Genomic DNA, 18,422 nt, shown 5'->3' with positions numbered 1-18,422 from the left:
CGCGCCGGAAGTCAAGCCGGTCGGCGCGGGCGCGAGCCTTCAGGATTGGTCAAGCGCCCATCCCGGCAAAGGTGGGCGCGGGTACGCACCGGCGCGCGGGGGCGCGTCAGCATCGGCCATGGCCCGTGCGCCCGATCCCAGTTGTGCCGTCCGCCCCGCCGCCCTCGCCGCCCTGCTGCTCGCCGCCGTCGCCGGGGCCCATTACGCTGCCCCCCTCCCGGACAGCGCAATCGCCAAAGCCAGTCGCCAGTTCAGCCTGCCTTTCACCGGCCCGCCCGGCCCGAATACTTGGCTGCTCGGCCAGGGCTACGGGAACACCACGGGCGCGTACCGGCAGCGGCGCAGCACCTACGGCAACCTCCAGGGCATCCACGCAGGCCTGGATTTCAGCGCGCCCTGCGGTACGCCCGTGCACGCCATCGGGGACGGCGTGGTGGTGGATGTGGACGGGCCACACGGCAGTCCGCCGCACAATGTCGTGATCGACCATGCCGGGAACCTCAGCAGCCTGTACGGGCACCTGCTGCGGCGATCCACCCTGAAGGTTGGGCAGCGCGTGAAGCGCGGGGACGTGATCGGGCTGAGCGGCGACTCACAGTTCACGTGCGTGAGCGCGCCTCACCTGCATCTGGAACTGCGCGACCGCTCGCACCAGCGCTTCTTCAACCCGCAGCCGTACATTGCGGCCGACTGGAATTCCCTGGCCCTGGCGAGCGGCTTCGGTCGCGGCTACGAATACGACCTCAACGCTCCGCGCCGCTGGCAGGCGCCCGACACCCAGCCCGAGGCCCTGCGCGGGGGCCGGCTGCTGAACGAGTTCGCACGCCCCTGGCCCCCCGCTCCCGGAGGTTCCCGATGATCCGGTTCCTGCTGGCCGCGCTGCTGACCGGCAGCGCCGTGGCCGCCACGCTGCCCTCCCAGCCGATCCTCTCGGGCAGCTGCTGTCCCGGAGCCGTCTGGACTCCGGATTCGCAGGCGCTGCTGTTCCTGGACGGCCCGCCGGTGCGCGGCAGCACCGGCATCTACACCGTGCCGGCGGGTGGGGGCGCGGTCACGCGGAGATTTTCGACCGTCGCCTTCTATTCCCCCGCGCTGAAATGGGCGGTGCGGCCCGGCACGGGCGAGTCCACGACCCTCGCGCGTCTGTCGGACGGCAAGACCTTCACGCTGCCCACGCGTGGGGGGGACGTCGTGTGGAACCGGGCCGAGACGAAGCTCGCGTACGCCCGCAGCGCCACCACCGGCAACTACGACCGCCGGGTCACACGGGTCTTCACCGCCGACGTGTTCGGAGCCCCGAAAGCGGTGGCCACGGTGTACGGCGGCGGGCCGATCGCGTGGCTGAACGACCGTACCCTGCTGGTCAGCGGCAAGACCACCGCCGGCGCGCGCGACCGCGACCTATTCACGCTGGACGTGCAGACCGGCGCGCGCCGCACCCTGCGCACCGCGCTGGGGTTCCGGTCGGTGCAGGTCAGTCCGGACGGCCAGCAGGTCGCATATACCATCTCCTTCGACAGCGCCGCCCGCAATGGCCTGTGGCTGCAGCCGACCGCCGGGGGAAGCCCGAAGCGCCTGACTGAGTTCGGCGCGTTCCTGTGGAGGGACGCCCGCCGCCTGCTGCTGATTCCGCTGCGCGTGGACGGCGGCCCGCACGTGCTGCGGCAGCTCGACACGCAGATGAACACGTGGACGACCCTCGGCGACCTGGGCGATCAGGTGCGGCAGGCCGACTGGCAGGTCAGCCCCGACGGACAGCGCCTGAGTTACCTGAGCGCCAGGGACGGAAACGTGCGGGTGCTGCGCCTGCCATGACCACGGCGGCGCTAGGCTGCACCCATGTTCCGCCGTGATCCCACCACGCGGGCGCTGGAGCAGGTGGCCGGCGTGCTGGGGACGGACGTGCGGACGCTACGGCCCCTGACGCGCACGCTGTACCGCAAAGGCGGCGTGCTGGGGGCGGCGCTGGGCGGCAAACAGGTGGTTGTGGGTCTGGGGGGCGTGCCTGCCGACGGCATCTTCGAGCTGGCCAGCGTGACCAAGCCCTTCACGGCAGCCCTGGCGGACGCCCTGGTGCGGGGGGGTCGGCTGCAGTGGGACGAGCCCCTGGCGGCGCTGGGCGGCCCCCTGCGGACATTGCCGCTCTTCCTGACCGCCCGGAGTCTGGCCACGCACACGGCGGGCCTGCCGGCGCATCCTGCGCGGGTGGCCGTCACGACCTTCACGCACTTCAATGGGCCCTACGCGCCCCTGAGTGCGCGGGAGGTGCTGGGGAGTGCGCGGCGCTGGGCCCGGCCCGGCGGACGCTTCGCGTACTCGAATCTGGGAGTGGGCGCGCTGGCGCTGGCGCTGGCCTACGCGGCGGGGGAAACGCCAGAGGCCGGGGGGTACGCGCGGGCCCTGCGCACCTGGGTCACGGCCCCACTGGGCCTGGAAGTCAGGCCCGACCCGGCGGGCGTGCTGGTCGCTCCGTCCGGGCTGCTGGGTTCACAGGCCTTCACGGGATTCGGGCCGCTGGTGGGGGCGGGGGGGCTGTACGGCGCGGCCGACGACCTGCTGGAGTTCGCGCAGGCGCACCTGGACGGCCGGGCGGGGGCGCACTGGCAGGACATCCAGCGGCCGCCCGGCCTGCCGCCGCTGCTGTCCGGGGTGAGTCCCGGCTGGTTCGTGAGCGGCCCCGGTCAGGTGCGCTGGCATGACGGCGTGGCGCGCGGCACCCGCACCGGCCTGGGCTTTCACCCGATGTCGGGCGCGGCCGTGGTGCTGCTGGTGCGGGGCGGGGCGCCGCTGGTGGGCGTGCGGGGCGCGATCCCGGCGCTGCTGCTCGCGCTGCTGGGCCCGGGCGTGTAGGTCACGCGGGGCTCAGGGCGTGGTGGCCACGGGGGGCGGCAGGAGCCAGGTCAGGGCGCGGGCATCGTTCAGGCCGCTCAGCAGGGGCCGCGCCCGCCAGTTGCCCTGGTTCAGGCCGTACACGGTGTCGTAACTGCTGAGGTTCGCGTTCGTCAGGGCGTACAGGTACCCGTCGAGGGTCACAGTCACGTCGCGCAGATCGATGAATGAATTGACGGTCGCGGCGTTCGCCGTGGTGCCGTCCCAGACCTTCAGCGGCTGGGCCACGCCGCCCCCCAGGTCGCTCGGCCACGCGATCAGCAGGGTGCGGGAGCCGGTCGCGGCGCTCCACACGCGGTCGTAGCGGGTCTTGCCGAAGGCGCCCAGGGTGGTGGCGGCGTCGGGTTCGCCGGTCGCCTTGAGTTTCTGCAGGCCGCTGTCCATGGCGGCCACAATGTCCGATCCATACGGCGCGAGGTCGCGGATGGCGGGCGTGGCAATGGGCGTGCTGACCTCGGCGGTGGCGTCGCCGGTGGTCACGACGGCAGCCCGCATGATCTCGCTGCCGCCGCCCACACGGGCCCGCGCGACCACCCCCACCTCGCCGCTGACGGCCAGCCGGAGGGGCGGAATGTTCGAGCCGGCGCTGGGTGGCAGATAGGTGGGCAGCAGGGCCGTCCAGACCAGCGTGCCGTCCTCGCGGTACAGCGCGAGCTGCTGGGGGCCACCGTCGCACTCGCTGAGGGTCAGCAGGCGGGTGCGGGTGACGTTCATGGCGGCCTGCTTCAGGCACACGGGCGTGAAGGTCGGGGGGGTATACGGCGTGCCGGTCGCCAGCGTGGCGTCCCGGCTCTCCACGCCCGCCGTCAGGGTCAGGGCCAGCCGCAGGCCGCTGGACAGGGGATCGACCGCCACCGCCTTGCCCGAGGGGGTCGGGATGGCCACACTGGTGTCGTCCGAGATGGGGGCCGGGTTCAGGCTGTCGTTCGGGGCCAGCGTGCGCAGCGTGGCTCCGCCATCGACGATCATGACCACGCGTGCGCCGGGAATGGTCTCCTCGGTGCCGGTACACGCGGCCAGCACGAGGGGCAGGGCCAGCAACAATAGGAAGCGGTTCACGGGAGACCTCCGGGGGTCGGGAGCGGGCGTCAGGGGGTGGTCAGCAGCGGCACGTCGAAACCCGTGCCGGTCAGGTCGAACAGCGGGTACGCCGTCTGACCGGGCAGACCGACCGCCAGCCGGTACCGGCCCAGGCCCAGGTCCGCCTCGGCCTGCAAGGCCCAGCAGCAGCGGTCGATGGTGAGGCCCACGACCGGCGCGAGCGGCGTGGGATTCTGCCGGACGCCGTCCACCCAGCTGAAGGTCTGCGACAGGCCCACCGTGACGTACGCGCCGGGCCGCTCGCCCTTGCGCCCGATCCCGACGGTGGCGCGCACCGGGCTGAGCTGCAAGGATTCGTACTTCCTGTCGACCGCATCGCGCGTGCGGGTATACACGGCGCGGCCGGACAGGGCGGCGCGACTGCCGAACTGCCACGCCACGTCGGCATCCACACGGCCCAGTTCGGTACGCGGCTGATCCAGGCCCGCCACGTTCATCACGGCGCTCAGGGCCAGGCGGTTGCCGGGCTGCGTGGTGCTCAGCGATCCCGACAGCGTGGGCCGCGTGAACCCGCCGCGCACCAGATCGTATGCGCCGCCGTACGTGACCTGCCAGGAGGTCGCGCTGCCGCCGGTGGTTCCCACACTGAAGTTGATGGTGCCGCTGTCCGTCGCGGTGTCCGGACGGTTCAGCAGCAGGTCGTGCGTGCTGCTGAACTGGTAGCGGTTGCGCCACGTCACCGTCTCAGTGCCCGTGACGCGCGCGGTCGTGAGGTACAGCTGCTCGGACGCGCTGACGGACAGCGGGTTGAGCACGGTGTCGCGCGTGACGGCCGCGTTCACGCTGAAGCCCACGTTGTCCAGCCGCTGGTTCTGGATGTCCTGCGTGGCGTACACGGAGAAGGAATTCGTGCGGACATCCCCGGTCACGGTGGCGCGGGCCGTGAAGGGCGCATACCCGGTGGCGCGGCTGTACCCGCCCGTGAAGGTCAGCGTGAGATCCGGGGCGGGCCAGCGGCTGCTGCGCCGGTAGTACGCCGCATGCGCCGGCTCGGCCGGGGTTGCGGGGGCGGCCGAATCTGTGGGCGCCACGGGCTGGGTGTCCGGCTGGGTCGGAGTCTGGCCGGGCGCCTGCTCTGTGGGGAGCTCCGGCACCTGGCCACTCGTGTCGGGAAGCGGGGCGGGAGCGGCTGGATCCGGCTGGGCCGGTGTGGTGCCCACACCGGCGCCCACCGCGGGAGTGTCCACGCCGGAAGCAGGGACGGCCGCGTCGGGCAAGGGTGTATCGGGTGTGGGCGCGACGGCCGGGCTGGTCGGGACGGCTCCGGTGCTGGCGGGCCGGGCGGGCACGTAGGTCAGCACGTTCGACTGCGGGTCGCTGAGCGTCACGGTGTACGAGAAGCTGTCGAGTTCCTTCGTCACGAAGTCGTAGCCGAGCTGGGAACTGAGGTTCAGCGGCAAACGCGACACGTCCAGCGTGAAGACGGTGGCCCCCTGCTGCGTGCCGGGCAGGAACAGGTCGCGGCGGTACTGAATGCCGAAGCGCACATCCTTCACCGGCACGGTGCTGAGGGTGACGCCCAGCGGCGCGCTCAGCAGGTGATAGACCGCGTCGAAGGCGAAGGGACTGGTGCCCTCGTTGCGCGTGTACCCGGCGCTGAACTGCACGGTGTTGGTGGTGTTGAAGCGCTGCGTGAGGGTCGCGCCCAGGTTCAGCTGCACGGTGCGGGCCCCGGTGCCGTAGAAGCGGCCCGTATACGTGTTCGTGAGGATCAGGTCGGCGTTGGTCCAGGGCTGCGCCGTGAACGCGATGCTGTGGCTTTCCTCCAGGCGTTCGGTGGTGATGTTCGGGCCCTGCGCCGTGGCACTGGGCGACAGCGGGTTGCTGCGCGCCATGTAGTTCCCGGCACTGAAGTGGAAGTCCGTGCTGAGGTTCCCGCGCGTGTACGGTTTGGGATCGACCACGACCTCCGGCAGCTTCAGGGGCGTGTCCAGGCCGGTGGTGGGTGCCGGGCCGTAGCGGTCGGCATAGTTGAATTCGGCCGTGAACAGCGGGTAGTCGACCTTCGCACCGAAGGTGACGCGCGTGACGCCCCGTTCCGGATCGGCGGCATACCGCCCGATGTCCTGGCGGTTCACCGTCAGCGAGTACTCCAGATCCTTCAGGGCCGACTCCAGCGGCAGGCGGCCAGTCACGGCCAGGTTCAGATCCACGTCGTCGCCGGGCTGCTGCACGCTGTCCAGGAACGGGCGGGGACTGATGAGCGTGTACAGGTTCACACGGTCCACGTACGGCATCGGCGCGTACGAGCGCAGCGACACGCCGTAGCCGACGCTGGGATTGCGGTTCTGGTAGTAGCGCAGCAGCGTGGTGCCCAGCGTGCTCGACCCGATCGAGAAGGGCAGGTCCGCCTCGACGGTCAGGCCGTCGTCGGCGCCCTGCCCGACCAGCAGGCGGGGCTGACGGTCGGCGTCGTTCAGGGGGATCACCACGACCGGCAGGTACAGCACGGGCGCGTCGGCGATCAGGAGCTGCGCCTGGTACGCCACCAGACGGTCGCCGGGGTACATCAGGATGCGCTTGGCCCGGAAGGCGTAATCGTTCGGTGTCCGGCCGCAGCGGGCGCAGGTGGTGAAATAGCCGTCCGTGGCGCGCAGCTGGCCGGGGATGCGCTCGATCTGCGCGCCCCGGATCTCCAGGTCGGCGTCGCTCATCAGGACGTCCTCGCCCGTGACCTGCTCGGCTCCCAGATCCACGACGAGGTTCTCGCCGGTCATGACCTGACCGTCCTTGGCGCTGCGGTACGTGGCCTGGCCGACCAGCGTCAGGGTGCGCTTGGTGCGGTTGAACTCGACCCGTTTGGCCCGCACCAGATCGTCGTCGACGCGCAGTTCGACCATCTCGCCCGCGATGACGACGAGTTCCTGATCATCGACGTTGCGCAGTTCGAGCGTGTCGGCCGTGACGATCCGCACCGTGCGGGCGCCCGCCGCGCCGCCCAGCAGGCCCAGCAGCGCCAGCGTGAGGGCCGCGCTGCGCGCGCGGTTCCGGGCCCGCCGGCCCAGCGGCCGGCCGTGGGAACGGCCCGTCACCGGACGCCGTCCTGCAGGGAATTCACAGCCAGGACAGCCGCCGACGGGCGCGGCAGGTCACGGTCGCCCGCGAGCAGCGCCCCGCCTGCCGCACGCCCGGCCAGGACGCTCAGGCTGGTGCCGGGATAGTAGAAGCCCAGCACGTACAGGTGGCTGTACCCCTGCCGGGCCAGCCCCAGGGCCCCGTACTGCGAAAGGCCCACACCGTGCCCCGCCCCGCTGCCCTCGACGACCAGGGGGCCGCCCGTGGCGAGCGCCGTGCCGTCCAGCGTGACGCGGGTACCTGCCGCGCCCAGCGAACGCACGAAGCCGCCCGCGTTCGCCCCGTCGATCCGGCCCGTGCCGGTCGATCCCGTCAGGGTGATCTCCAGCGGCCGGCCGGACGGGCTGAGGCGCGTCACGGCGACGCTCTGGATGGCACCGACCTGCACGTGGTAGCGAGCGGCGACCTCCGCGAGCTTCGCGGCCCCGACCTCCAGCCGCCAGTGGGCTCGCGGACTGCCCGCCGAGAACGGATCGGTCTGCGCTGGCAGGTACGGCAGGGCCTTGCCCCAGACCTCCGCGCTGGAGGCCGTGTAGCCACCGGAATCCGCGCTGAAATACGTGCTGGCGGGCTGTGTGCCGTAGGCGACCACCTGCCCGCGCGTGGCGAGCACCGCCGCGTCCGACGAGGGCGTTTCGGCCCCCACGCCGGGGTACACCTGACAGCTTTCCGTGGCGCAGGTGTCGTAGGGGCTGTTCGGGGTGATGCGCGCCGCCACGTAGGTCCGTGCGATCACCGCCTGCGCGCTCAGGGCCGCCACCGGCCAGGAGGTTGGCATCTCGGCCGGCACGACCGACCGCACGTAATCCTCGACATCCACCACGTTGATCGCCTGCACCCGACCGGCCTGCACGCGCAGCTGCACGCCGCCCCGGTAGGTCTTCCCACCGATCTCGACCACGCTGCCCACGCTGGGCGGCAGGTACAGCGCCACGTTCCCGGCATCCTGCCCGTTCAGGGTGAGGCGCGCGCCGTCCGGGGTCAGGCCGACCGTCCAGCCCGCCAGTGGGAGCGGCGCGGCGGCCCCCAGCGGCCCGCCCGTCAGGCCCGTCCCTGCGGGGCGCACGGGCACCCGCACCACGACCTGCGGCGCGCTGGCGACCAGCACACGCACATTCAGTGCCTGCGCGGCGCTGGCCGCGAGCAGGGCAGCCAGGATCAGCGGGCCAGAAGGGTGGGAACGCGGCAGGAAACGCATCTAGCGCGAGTATACGCAGCCGCTCTCCTCAGCGAACTGACAAGACCGTGAGAAGCGCGCCCCCGCGCCCGCGCCCGGCGCGGCATGATGCCCCTCATGCCGCCCGCCGATTCCCAGCCGCCCGGTCAGGTGTGGGCCCACACCGGTCAGCCCTTCACGCCCCGCGACTACGGCGTTCTGGTGCTGGGGGCCGGCCGCATGGGCACCGCCTGCGCCCTGTTCCTGCGTCAGCTCGCCCCGCCACTGGGCGTCCTGCTGGTCGAGGAGGGCGGCCTGCCCAACGAGGAGGGAGCGACACTGCTCTCGCCCGGCATCTGGACGGCGCTGGACGCGCCCGCAGAGCGCCGGGCCGAGGCGCAGTGGGTGCGGACGCAACTGGGCACGGCCTTCGGCGACATCTCGCTCCAGACGCGGGCCTTGATCGACCTGCACACGATGCCCGGCATAGGCCGCGTGCCCACCCGTGACCTGGGGCTGGACGCGGCCCTGGTGACAATGGACTCCCTACCCTGGGCCAGCGTGCACGCCCAGGCCGCCACGTACCGCCCCGGCGCGCTCGCCCTGAATGCGGCCCAGGCGGCCATCCGTGCTGGCGCGAACCTGATGCTCAACACCCGCGCCCAGCTCTGCGGGGACGGCACGGTCATGCTGGAGCGCCTGACGGTCACCAACACCCACCGGATCGTCGTGCACGAGACCCACCGGATCCGCGCGCAGACCATCGTCGTGGCCCTCGGCGCGAACGGCCCGCACGCCGTCGAGCACGATCTGGGCGTACACACTGCGCACGCCCGCGCGTACCGGCAGTTCCCGCGCCTGAACCTCCCCAGCACGGATCGCTCTCCCCTGCTGCGTGCCCACGGCCTCACGCTGCGGCCCGTCAGCGGCGGCTATACCCTCGTCCCGGCCATCCACCACCGCGACCCGGCCGGGTACGAACCCGTGGGCGGCAAACTGACCGGCGTGCCCACCGGCCTGCGCCGAGAGACGCTGGAAGACCTCGTGGCCGCCATGGACGACCTGCCCGCCCTGGCCACGGACGCCCTCGAGACGGGCCGCAGCCTGAGCGACGTGCCCGGCGCATGGTTCGCGCTCCCGGACGGCAGACCGGACGGCCTGCCCATGCACAGCGAGGTCACCCCGAACACGCACCTTCTGCTCGGTGGCCCGAAGGCCGACGCGCTGGGGCTGAGCGTGGCCTACGATCTGGCCGCCAGGATCGCAGGCGTGGAGGAACGGCCGTGGGATGGGAGCGCCACCCTCCCGTGAGGAGCAGGGAAAATCACTGGATCAGCCCTGAGTGACGCTGATCCAGTGATCCGTGTGTCGACCGCTCAGCTCTCCGTGAACGCGCCCAGGTGGCGGAAGCGCTCGCCGCGCTGCTGGCGCAGTTCATCCGGCCCCAGGGCCATCAGCTCCCGCAGGTGGCGGGTCACCGCCTCGCCGACCGGGATGGCGGCGGCATCAGCATCCAGGTGCGCGCCGCCGGTGGGTTCAGGGATGATCTCCTCGACGATCCCCAGGTCGAGCAGGTCCGGCGCCGTGAGCTTCAGGGCCTCGGCCGCCAGGGGGGCTTGGGCGGCGTCCTTCCAGATGATGCTGGCGGCGCCCTCCGGAGAGATCACGGAGTACCACGCGTTCTCCTGGATCAATACCCGGTTCCCGACGGCGACCGCCAGCGCGCCACCACTGCCGCCCTCGCCGATCACGACGCACACGGCAGGGACGCGCAGGGACAGCATGCGGCGGATGCTCTCCGCGATGGCCCAGCCCTGGCCGCGCTCCTCGGCTTCCAGACCCGGATAGGCGCCCTGCGTGTCGACCAGCGCGACCACCGGCAACTTGAACTTCTCGGCCAGATCCATCAGGCGCACGGCCTTGCGGAAGCCCTCGGGGTTGGCGCTGCCGAAGCGACGGCGGATCTTGCTTTTCGTCTGCCGGCCCTTTTCCTGGAGCAGCAGCATGACGGGAATTCCCTGCCAGCGGGCGGGACCGCCGATCAGCGCGGGATCGTCGCCGAAGCGGCGGTCGCCGTGCAGTTCATGGAACTCGGTGCACAGCCGTTCCACGTAATCCAGGGCCGTGGGACGACCGGGCGCGCGGGCCAGCTGTACCCGTTCCCAGCGGGTGGGCGGTGGGCGCAGGTCGCGCAGGCGCTGCACCTCGGCACGCAGGGGGTGCAGCGCCGCGTCGAGGTTCTGCCCGGTCTTCTGCGCGGTGCCCTCCAGGTCACGCACCCGCGCCTCCAGCTCCTTCAGGGTATCGGGAATCAGGGCGTCCGGGTTCAGGGTCACGCGCTGGCCTCACGGTGGGTGAGCAGGCCGAGCAGGGAGGCCAGGTACGTGCGGTGCTCGCGGCGATCCACGACGGCATCCACCATGCCGTGCTCCAGCAGGAACTCGGCACGCTGGAAGCCCTCGGGAAGATTCTGGCGGATGGTCTGCTGGATCACGCGCGGGCCCGCGAAGCCGATCAAGGCGCCAGGCTCGGCCACGATCACGTCCGCGATGGTGGCGAAACTGGCGGTCACGCCGCCGGTCGTCGGATCCGTCAGCAGGCTCACGTAGGGCAGGCCACGGGCACTCAGGCCCTCCAGCGCCACCGTGGTCTTGGCCATCTGCATCAGGGACAGCGCGCTTTCCTGCATCCTGGCCCCGCCGCTGGCGGTCACGATGATCAGGGGCGTGCCATGCCACGCGGCGTGCTCGGCCGCGCGGGCGATCTCCTCGCCGACCACGCTGCCCATGCTGCCGCCGGAGAACGCGAAGTCCATGACCGCCAGCGTGATGGGCAGACCTTCCAGCGTGCCGTGTCCGGTCAGGATCGCGTCGGGCCGCCCGGCCTTGCGCTGCGCGCGTTCCAGCCGCGCGGTGTAGGCCTCTGTGTCCACGAAGCCCAGCCGGTCGACCGGACGCACCGGCCCGGACAGCTGCGTCCAGCTGCCGTCGTCAATTAGCAGGGTCACGCGGTTGCCAGCGTCCACGCGCATGTGAAAGCCGCACTTGGGGCACACGAACGCGTTCGCCTCCAGGTCACGGTTGTACAGCCCTTCCTTGCAGTTGGGACACTGTGTCCACAGGTCCGGCATGTCCGTGCCCTCACCCTTCTGCTGCGGGCGGCGGCGACGGAAAAAACGATCTAGGGCCATGTCAGTCCTCCCGGCTTCACTCTACCGGTGCATTCTAAGCGGGCTTCTGGGCTGCGGGTTGCACCGCGTCCAGCTTCCGGGCCGGGGCTCACCCGAGTTTGCCCTTCAGGTAATCGTCGAGCTGCGCAAGTTGCAGGTTCACATCTCGCTGGAGCGCGTCGATGCGGGCATTCACGGCGCTCAGCTCGCTCGTGCCGGACGCGGCCGGCAGGGCATTCAGACGCTCGTCGATGTGCGTCTGCAGCAAGGCGAAGCGGCTGCCTTCCTTGCTGTCCAGGCTGACGCGCAGCTGCTCCATGTCGCGCAGCAGACGGGCGCTGTCGGCCTGGGCCCGCAGGCCCGAAATACCCGCCCAGAAATAGAAGACCAGGGTCAGTAGCGTTCCCAGGATCAACAGGAGCAGCCCCATGGGCACCTTCGTGTACGTCACGAAGCCCAGGCTGATGGTGTGGGGGAACATGAGGGAATTGGTGTTCAGCAGCGCAAACAGCGCGAGCAGCACCAGCACCACAATCAGGACGACCGTCCGCATGAGCGCAGCCTAACATTCCCCCGCGGCACTCCAGCGTTGCCTAAGCGCTTCGTGAGTTCCGGCCGAAACGGACGCACAGAGTCGCCCATCTGGAAGGGTATCCTGCACTCATGTCCCTGGTCGTGATGGTCACTATTCCCCCGGAGCGCGCCCATGACCTGGCCCGCACCCTGGTTGCCGAGCACCTCGCCGGCTGCGTGAACGTGATCGGCGGCGTACAGAGCGTGTACCGCTGGCAGGGCGAGATCGCCGAGGATCCGGAAACGCTGCTGCTGATCAAGACCAGCGGAGAACGCTATCCGGAACTTGAGGCGCGCATCAAGTCCCTGCACCCGTACGAGGTGCCGGAGATCATCGCCCTGCAGTTCGACCGGGCACTGCCGGAATTCCAGTCTTGGCTGCGCGAGGCGCTGGAAGACCGCAAGTAGCGTAAAGCGCTGACAAGACGACGACATGGATGCAGGCAGGAGCAAGGGCTCCTGCCTGTCGTCTGCCCGTTTGGCTACCGTCCGGCGAGCAGTTGCCAGATGGCGGGGTTGCTGACCCAGCCGTACCACACGTTCGGGAGCAGGCCCAGGAGGGTCACGCCGGCCACGCCCAGCACGACGGCAAGGGTGGTGGGGGGCCGCTGGCCGTGCGCGTATTCGCGGCTGGGGGTGCGGTCCGGCATGAACATCAGCATGCCGGGGCGCAGGTAGTAGATCAGCGCGGCCACGCTGGTCACGGCGGCCAGCACGCTGAGCCACACGTAGCCGTTCTGGAAGGCCGCCTGGAAGGCGAGGTACTTGCCGAAGAAGCCGGCGAAGGGCGGCAACCCCGCCAGGGACGCGAGGCAGATGGCCAGCGCGACCGCGTAGGCGGGGTGGCGATAGAACAGCCCGCGCAGATCCGAGATCTCCATGCCGACCTCGCTGCGCTGCAAGGCGGCGACGATGGCAAGCGCGGCGGCGGTCATCAGGGTGTACACCAGCAGGTAGTACGTGAGGGCCGCGCCGCCCGTGGCTGGCGTGCCTAGCAGCGCCATGGCCAGGAACCCGGTGTGCGCAACAGCGGAGTACGCCAGCATGCGCTTGAAGTTGCGTTGCAGCAGGGCGGCGCTGTTCCCGATGATCAGGGTGGCGGCGGTCAGGATCTGGAGCACGCTGGCCCAGCCGGGCGCGTCGGCCAGCGCGCCGGAGAACACGCGCAGCATGCCCGCGAACACGGCGACCTTCACGACCGTGCTCAGGAACAGGCTGATGCTGGTGGGCGCCCCGGAGTACACGTCCGGCGTCCACTGGTGGAAGGGCACGAGCGCGATCTTGAACGCGAAGCCGATCAGCACCAGCAGCGCCCCGCCGACCAGGATGCCGGTGTTCTGCGGCAGCAGGCCGCTAACCGAGCCGACCCGCAGGCTGATCTCAGCGAAGTTCAGGCTGCCGGTCGCGCCGTACACGAACGCGATCCCGTAGATCAGGATGGCGCTGCCAACCGCGCCCAACAGGAAGTACTTCAGGCCGGATTCCTCGGCGCGGCGCGAGTCCTGCAGGGTGGCCAGCACGTACCCGGACAGGCTCATGATTTCCAGACCGATCAACAGCACGATCAGGTCGCCGCTGAAGGCCATCAGCAGCGCGCCCGTCACGGCGTACATCAGCATGGCGTCGAATTCTGGGAAGGAGATGCGCGCGCGCCACGCGGTGTCAAGCGACACGAGCAGCGTCATCACGCTGCCGACCAGGATGACCAGGCCAAGCAGCAGGGCCGGGTTGTCGGCCTGGAGGGACGCGGTGATCAGCGGTTGGCCGTCGGACAGGGCCACGGCGTGCGTGAAGGCCTGCCGGCCCTGATTCCACAGCGTCATCATCCAGACGCCGGAGATCAGCAGCCAGCCGATGTTCATGTACGTCAGGGCGCGGCGGCTGACCCAGAAGCCCAGCAGGGTGCTGAGGAGCGCGCCGAGCAGCACGGCCAGGATCGGGAACAGCGCGCCCATGGCGTACACGTCGGTTCCGGTGGGGGTGCTCAGCATCCGAACTCCGTCCAGTTCCGTTCCACCCTGGACAGTTCAGGGCGGCCCTCCACTTCCCGGAGTCCGTCTGTCGTTCCTTCGCGCATCCGCTCGGGTGACCGCCGGCAGAACACCGGCTTCACTTGGAAGTTATTCAGCATCTTATTGTCCCCCGAGTGCGGTGAGCACGGCTTTCACGGCGGGTTGCATCAGGTTCAGGGCGGGCGCGGAATACACGCCGAAGAAGATCGCGATGCCCAGCGGCAGGGCTAGGATCAGCCACTCGGTATGCACGAGGTCGCGGACGGGTATCCCGCCGGGCGGCCGCGCCTGCCAGAAGGTGTGCTGGAAGGCCGTGAGGGCATACGCGGCGGCAGCAATGGTGGTGATCCCGGCCAGGAACGCCAGCCACGGGTACACCTGGTACGCGCCGAGCAGGATCGAGAACTCACCGACGAAGCCCGCCATACCGGGCACCGCGATCGAGGCCAGCCACAGGGCCAGCGTGAGGCCGCCCAGGGCGCCCGCCTGGGTCATCACGCCGCCCACGCGCACCTGAATGCTGCCGGTGCGTTCCTGCACCATCCCGACTGCGAGGAACAGCGCGCCGGTGTACAGGTTCTGGAAGGCGAGCAGGTACATCGCGCCGATCACGGCCGTCTCGTTCAGGGAGAATACGCCCAGCGCGACGAAGCCCATGTGCGAGAGCCCCGCGTAGGCGAGCAGGCGTTTCCAGTCCTGTTGGTGGAACGCGATCCACGCGGCGTACAGCGCCGTGAAGGCCGCGAGGCCCATCAGAATCGGGCGCAGCTCCAGGCTGGCATCCGGGAACAGGGTGATCCCGAAGGTGAACACCCCGTATCCGCCGACCTTGTACAGCGTGCCCATGACGTCCGGGATGCCGCTGTCGTGGTTCTGCTCGTGGAAATCCGGCAGCCACGCGTGCAGCGGCCACAGCGGCAGCTTCACGGCCATGGCGGTCAGGAACGCCACGTACAGCCACGTCTGGGTGCTCCCGGCGGGCAGGACGTGCGTTCTCAGGTCGGCGAGCGCGAAGGTGGGACTGCCGCCCAGGTACTTGATGCCGATGATCGAGACCAGCATCAGCAGCGAGCCGAATAGCGTGTACGCCGCGAACTTCACCAGGGCACGCATGCGGCCCTGCTTGCCGTAGATGGCGAGCATCAGCAGCGAGGGCAGCAGCGCGTCCTCGAAGAACACGTAGAACAGCACCAGATCCCGCGCGGCGAAGATGCCGATCAGGCCCGTTTCCATCGCCAGGATCAGAGAGAGCATGGTGCCGGGGTTCGGAATGCGCCGCGCCGCGTACAGCACCGCGATGAACGACATGAACGCCGTGACCATCGCCAGCGCGAGGCTCACGCCGGACAGTTCTGTGGAGTACGTGATTCCCAGGGCTGGCACCCAGTTCACGTCCAGCGGGCCGCTGCCCCCGGCGCGCCAGATCATGAAGCCGAAGCCCAGCGTGAGGGCCGAGAGGAGGCCCGCCATTTCGTCGCGCCAGCGTTTCGGCGTGACCAGCAGGATCAGGCTGCCGAACATGGGCAGGAAGATCATGAATGTGGGCAGCAGCCGGATAAGGTCGCGGCTCACAGGCCACCTCCGATGGTCTTGAGCGCCCAGTACCCGATGATCGCGGCCGTGCCGAGCAGCATGCTGACCGCGTAAGCCCGCACGAAGCCGCTCTGCCACAGCGTGAACAGCCCGCCCGGCGCGGCGGCGTTGCCCGCAATGCCGTTGATCAGACCGTCGGTGCTGCGATCCGCAATGTCGAGCGCGCCGGAGATGGTGCGGCTGGGCGCGCTGATCAGGTTGTCGTACACGGTGTCGAGGTACAGCGCGTTGGTGCTCGTCCGGCCCAGCGGCCCGTTCGTGAGCGTGTCGCGCCGGAACGAGGTGTAGGCCCACAGCAGGCCCAGCACCCCAGCCGCAACCGCCAGGACGGTCAGCAGCAGTTCGGTGGAGGACGCGAGCTCATGTTCGAGGGGCGGCACGACCTTGCCCAGGAACCCGTCGAAGGCGTGCCCACCGCCCAGGAAGGCGGGAACGTTCAAGAAGCCGCCCAGCGTGGCGAGCGCGGCCAGGATGCCGAGCGGCGCGGTGATGATCGCGTCGGCCTCGTGCGGGTGGGCGTGTCCACGGTACTCGCCCTGCCACACCAGGAAATACCAGCGGCCCATGTAGAACGCGGTCAGCAGCGCCACGCCCAGGCCAATGACGTACAGGCCGATGTTCTGCCCGTACGCGGCGGCCAGGATGGCGTCCTTGGAGAAGAACCCGCTCCAGATGGGAATGCCGCAGATCGCCAGGACGCCCATCAGGGAGACGATGTGCGTGAAGGGCATGAACTTTCGCAGGCCGCCCATCTGCCGCACGTCCTGCTCCTCGTGCACGGCATGGATGACGGCCCCGGCGGCGAGGAACAGCAGCGCCTTGAAGAACGCGTGCGTGAGCAGGTGGAACACGCCAGCGGTGTACGCGTGCAGGCCGACGGCCATGAACATGTAGCCCAGCTGCGACACGGTGGAGTACGCGAGGATCTTCTTGATGTCGTACTGGTTCAGGGCACACAGCGCGCCGTACAGGGCGGTCAGGCCGCCCACCCACGCGACCCACAGGGACGCCGTGGGCGCGAGGTCGTACAGGAAGTGGCTGCGGGCCACGAGGTAGACGCCCGCCGTGACCATGGTCGCCGCGTGGATCAGCGCGGAGACGGGCGTGGGGCCGGCCATGGCGTCCGGCAGCCAGGTCGTGAGCGGCAGCTGGCCGGACTTACCGACCGCGCCGACAAGCAGGAACAGACACGCGAGTTCCAGCGTGGGCTGGTCGAACTTCACGCTGCCGATGCGTTCGGCCAGCTGCGGGATGTTCAGCGTGCCGAAGGTCTTGAACAGCAGGAACATACCCAGCATGAAGCCCAGGTCGCCGATGCGGTTCATGATGAAGGCCTTGCGGGCCGCATTGCTGTTGCTGGTGCCCTCGGCATTGGTGGCTTCGAACGACGCCTGATCCTTCGCGTCACCGCGCCCGGCGAACCAGAAGCCGATCAGCAGGAACGACGCGGTGCCCACACCCTCCCAGCCGACGAACATCAGCGGGTACGAGTCGGCAAGCACCAGGATCAGCATCATCGCCACGAAGAAGTTCAGGAACGCGAAGAAGCGCGTGAACTTGGGATCGTGGCCCATATACGACACGGAATAGACGTGGATCAGAAACCCCACGCCGGTGATGATCAGGGTCATCAGCGCGGAGAGCTGGTCCCAGGTGAAGCCCACCGTGAGGTTTGCGGTGACGTTCCCGTCACCGAGGGCCATGTTCGGCAGCCACGTCCACAGCGTCTCGTGCTGCGGCGCGTCGGTCAGGCCAAAGTAGCGGCTGACGGCGATCAGGAAGCTGAGCAGCACCATGCCACTGCCCAGCCAGCCGCCGGTGCGGCCGGGGAAGAGGCGGGGCGAGCAGATCAGCAGGGCGAAGCCCAGCAGCGGCAGCAGCGGTAACAGGTAAAGGGGCACTCTGAGCACTCAGCCTTTCATGCCCGCGAGATCGTCCACGTTGGTCGTCTCGCGTTTGCGGAAGATGGCGACAATGATCGCCAGGCCGATCGCCACCTCGGCGGCGGCCAGGGTCATCACGATGAACACGGCGGTCTGTCCGGTCGGGTCGCCCCACGCGCGGGCAAACGCCACCAGGGCGATGTTCGCGGCGTTCAGCATCAGTTCCACCGACAGGAAGATCATGATGGCCGTGCGGCGGGTCAGTACGCCGATCATGCCCAGCGCGAACAGGATGCCGGACAGGGCCACGTACGAGGCGGTCGGCACCATCAGGCACGCACCTCCCGCTCGGGCAGGCGCGACACCGTGGCCGGGACGGACGGCAACAGGACTTCCTCGGTGTCGTCCACGCCGTCCGGCTCGGCCGCCGGGCGCTGCACCAGCGCGACTGCGCCCACGATGGCGACCAGCAGCAGGATGCTCACGGCCTCGAAGGGCAGCAGGAAGCGGGTCAGGAGCGTCTCTCCCATGACCAGCGCCGTGCCGTCCCCCACGCCCTTCACGCCCACGGCGAGCGGCTGGGGATCTTTGTACGTGAAGGCCAGCACCACGAAGGCCCCCGCCAGCACCGTGCCGCCGATCCCGGCGAGTTCGCGCACGTATGGAATCGGGTCGGCGCTGGTGATCGGGGAGTTCGCGTTCAGCAGCATGATCACGAACAGGAACAGCACCATGATCGCTCCGGCGTACACGATGACCTGCGTGGCCGCCAGGAACGACGCGCTCATGGTGGCGAACAGCCCGCCCACGCACAGCAGCGTGCCGACCAGCCCGAGGGCGGCATGCACCGCGTTCCGGGCCGCGATGGTGGTCACGCCGCCCGCGATGGCCAGCGCGCCCAGAAGAACGAACGCGATCATCATGCGCGGCCTCCGATACCAGCGGTCACAAGGTCAGCACCCCTCTTGCCG

Annotated in this window: 16 protein-coding genes; 5 read left to right on the top strand and 11 right to left on the bottom strand. The window is 69.8% G+C overall.

What is annotated here, in order from left to right:
- Nucleotides 1–118: 118 nt before the first annotated feature.
- From E7T09_RS13435 to E7T09_RS13425, 3 genes are read left to right on the top strand one after another with little or no spacing between them, the layout of a single operon-like run.
- Nucleotides 119–859 (top strand): M23 family metallopeptidase, encoded by a 741-nt coding sequence (locus E7T09_RS13435; protein ID WP_136389697.1) that lies wholly within the window; start codon nucleotides 119–121, stop codon nucleotides 857–859.
- Nucleotides 856–1,815, top strand: a complete 960-nt coding sequence (locus tag E7T09_RS13430; RefSeq protein WP_136389696.1) for a hypothetical protein — start codon at nucleotides 856–858, stop codon at nucleotides 1,813–1,815. Before E7T09_RS13435 ends, E7T09_RS13430 begins: the two co-directional genes overlap by 4 nt.
- A 24-nt stretch (nucleotides 1,816–1,839) precedes the next feature.
- Entirely contained in the window at nucleotides 1,840–2,850 is a 1,011-nt protein-coding gene (locus tag E7T09_RS13425) for a serine hydrolase (protein ID WP_136389695.1), read from the top strand.
- A 12-nt stretch (nucleotides 2,851–2,862) separates the two neighbouring features.
- Here the strand turns inward: E7T09_RS13425 and E7T09_RS13420 are convergent, their stop codons facing one another.
- The 3 genes from E7T09_RS13420 to E7T09_RS13410 are packed head-to-tail and all read right to left on the bottom strand — an operon-like array spanning nucleotide 2,863 to nucleotide 8,263.
- The gene (locus E7T09_RS13420) at nucleotides 2,863–3,948 is read right to left on the bottom strand and encodes a hypothetical protein (RefSeq protein WP_136389694.1); all 1,086 of its coding nucleotides are present in this window, start codon (nucleotides 3,946–3,948) and stop codon (nucleotides 2,863–2,865) included.
- 29 nt (nucleotides 3,949–3,977) lie between these two features.
- Nucleotides 3,978–7,022, bottom strand: coding sequence for a hypothetical protein (locus E7T09_RS13415; RefSeq protein WP_136389693.1), 3,045 nt, complete (start codon nucleotides 7,020–7,022; stop codon nucleotides 3,978–3,980).
- Nucleotides 7,019–8,263, bottom strand: coding sequence for a SpoIID/LytB domain-containing protein (locus E7T09_RS13410; RefSeq protein ID WP_136389692.1), 1,245 nt, complete (start codon nucleotides 8,261–8,263; stop codon nucleotides 7,019–7,021). The genes E7T09_RS13415 and E7T09_RS13410 overlap by 4 nt, the downstream gene beginning before the upstream one ends.
- 96 nt (nucleotides 8,264–8,359) lie before the next feature.
- Between E7T09_RS13410 and E7T09_RS13405 the strand changes: the two genes are divergently transcribed.
- Nucleotides 8,360–9,532, top strand: coding sequence for an FAD-dependent oxidoreductase (locus E7T09_RS13405; protein WP_168734843.1), 1,173 nt, complete (start codon nucleotides 8,360–8,362; stop codon nucleotides 9,530–9,532).
- A 65-nt stretch (nucleotides 9,533–9,597) separates the two neighbouring features.
- Here E7T09_RS13405 and E7T09_RS13400 read toward each other — a convergent pair whose 3' ends face one another.
- From E7T09_RS13400 to E7T09_RS13390, 3 genes are all read right to left on the bottom strand, one after another.
- The gene (locus tag E7T09_RS13400; protein WP_370293929.1) at nucleotides 9,598–10,557 is read right to left on the bottom strand and encodes an acetyl-CoA carboxylase carboxyltransferase subunit alpha; all 960 of its coding nucleotides are present in this window, start codon (nucleotides 10,555–10,557) and stop codon (nucleotides 9,598–9,600) included.
- Nucleotides 10,554–11,411: an acetyl-CoA carboxylase, carboxyltransferase subunit beta gene (gene accD / locus E7T09_RS13395; RefSeq protein WP_136389691.1), complete on the bottom strand. Its 858-nt coding sequence runs from the start codon at nucleotides 11,409–11,411 to the stop codon at nucleotides 10,554–10,556. Before accD ends, E7T09_RS13400 begins: the two co-directional genes overlap by 4 nt.
- An 88-nt stretch (nucleotides 11,412–11,499) precedes the next feature.
- The gene (locus tag E7T09_RS13390; RefSeq protein ID WP_136389690.1) at nucleotides 11,500–11,943 is read right to left on the bottom strand and encodes a LapA family protein; all 444 of its coding nucleotides are present in this window, start codon (nucleotides 11,941–11,943) and stop codon (nucleotides 11,500–11,502) included.
- 110 nt (nucleotides 11,944–12,053) lie between these two features.
- Here E7T09_RS13390 and cutA point away from each other — a divergent pair, with 110 nt between their 5' ends.
- Nucleotides 12,054–12,371 (top strand): divalent-cation tolerance protein CutA, encoded by a 318-nt coding sequence (cutA, locus tag E7T09_RS13385; protein WP_136389689.1) that lies wholly within the window; start codon nucleotides 12,054–12,056, stop codon nucleotides 12,369–12,371.
- 74 nt (nucleotides 12,372–12,445) lie between these two features.
- Here cutA and E7T09_RS13380 read toward each other — a convergent pair whose 3' ends face one another.
- The 5 genes from E7T09_RS13380 to E7T09_RS13360 form a co-directional block, all read right to left on the bottom strand.
- A complete protein-coding gene (locus E7T09_RS13380) occupies nucleotides 12,446–13,954 on the bottom strand; it encodes an NADH-quinone oxidoreductase subunit N (RefSeq protein ID WP_136389688.1) in 1,509 nt (502 codons plus the stop codon).
- Nucleotides 13,955–14,095: 141 nt separating this feature from the next.
- Nucleotides 14,096–15,511, bottom strand: a complete 1,416-nt coding sequence (locus E7T09_RS13375) for an NADH-quinone oxidoreductase subunit M (RefSeq protein WP_370293951.1) — start codon at nucleotides 15,509–15,511, stop codon at nucleotides 14,096–14,098.
- Between the two features lie 32 nt (nucleotides 15,512–15,543).
- Entirely contained in the window at nucleotides 15,544–17,469 is a 1,926-nt protein-coding gene (nuoL, locus tag E7T09_RS13370; RefSeq protein WP_136389687.1) for an NADH-quinone oxidoreductase subunit L, read from the bottom strand.
- A 9-nt stretch (nucleotides 17,470–17,478) separates the two neighbouring features.
- The gene (nuoK, locus tag E7T09_RS13365; protein WP_136389686.1) at nucleotides 17,479–17,781 is read right to left on the bottom strand and encodes an NADH-quinone oxidoreductase subunit NuoK; all 303 of its coding nucleotides are present in this window, start codon (nucleotides 17,779–17,781) and stop codon (nucleotides 17,479–17,481) included.
- Nucleotides 17,781–18,374: an NADH-quinone oxidoreductase subunit J gene (locus tag E7T09_RS13360; RefSeq protein WP_136389685.1), complete on the bottom strand. Its 594-nt coding sequence runs from the start codon at nucleotides 18,372–18,374 to the stop codon at nucleotides 17,781–17,783. The genes nuoK and E7T09_RS13360 overlap by 1 nt, the downstream gene beginning before the upstream one ends.
- Nucleotides 18,375–18,422 lie beyond the last annotated feature (48 nt).

It is taken from the genome of Deinococcus sp. KSM4-11 (assembly GCF_004801415.1).
Lineage (GTDB): Bacteria > Deinococcota > Deinococci > Deinococcales > Deinococcaceae > Deinococcus.
This window is presented reverse-complemented; position numbering and strand designations above follow the sequence as displayed.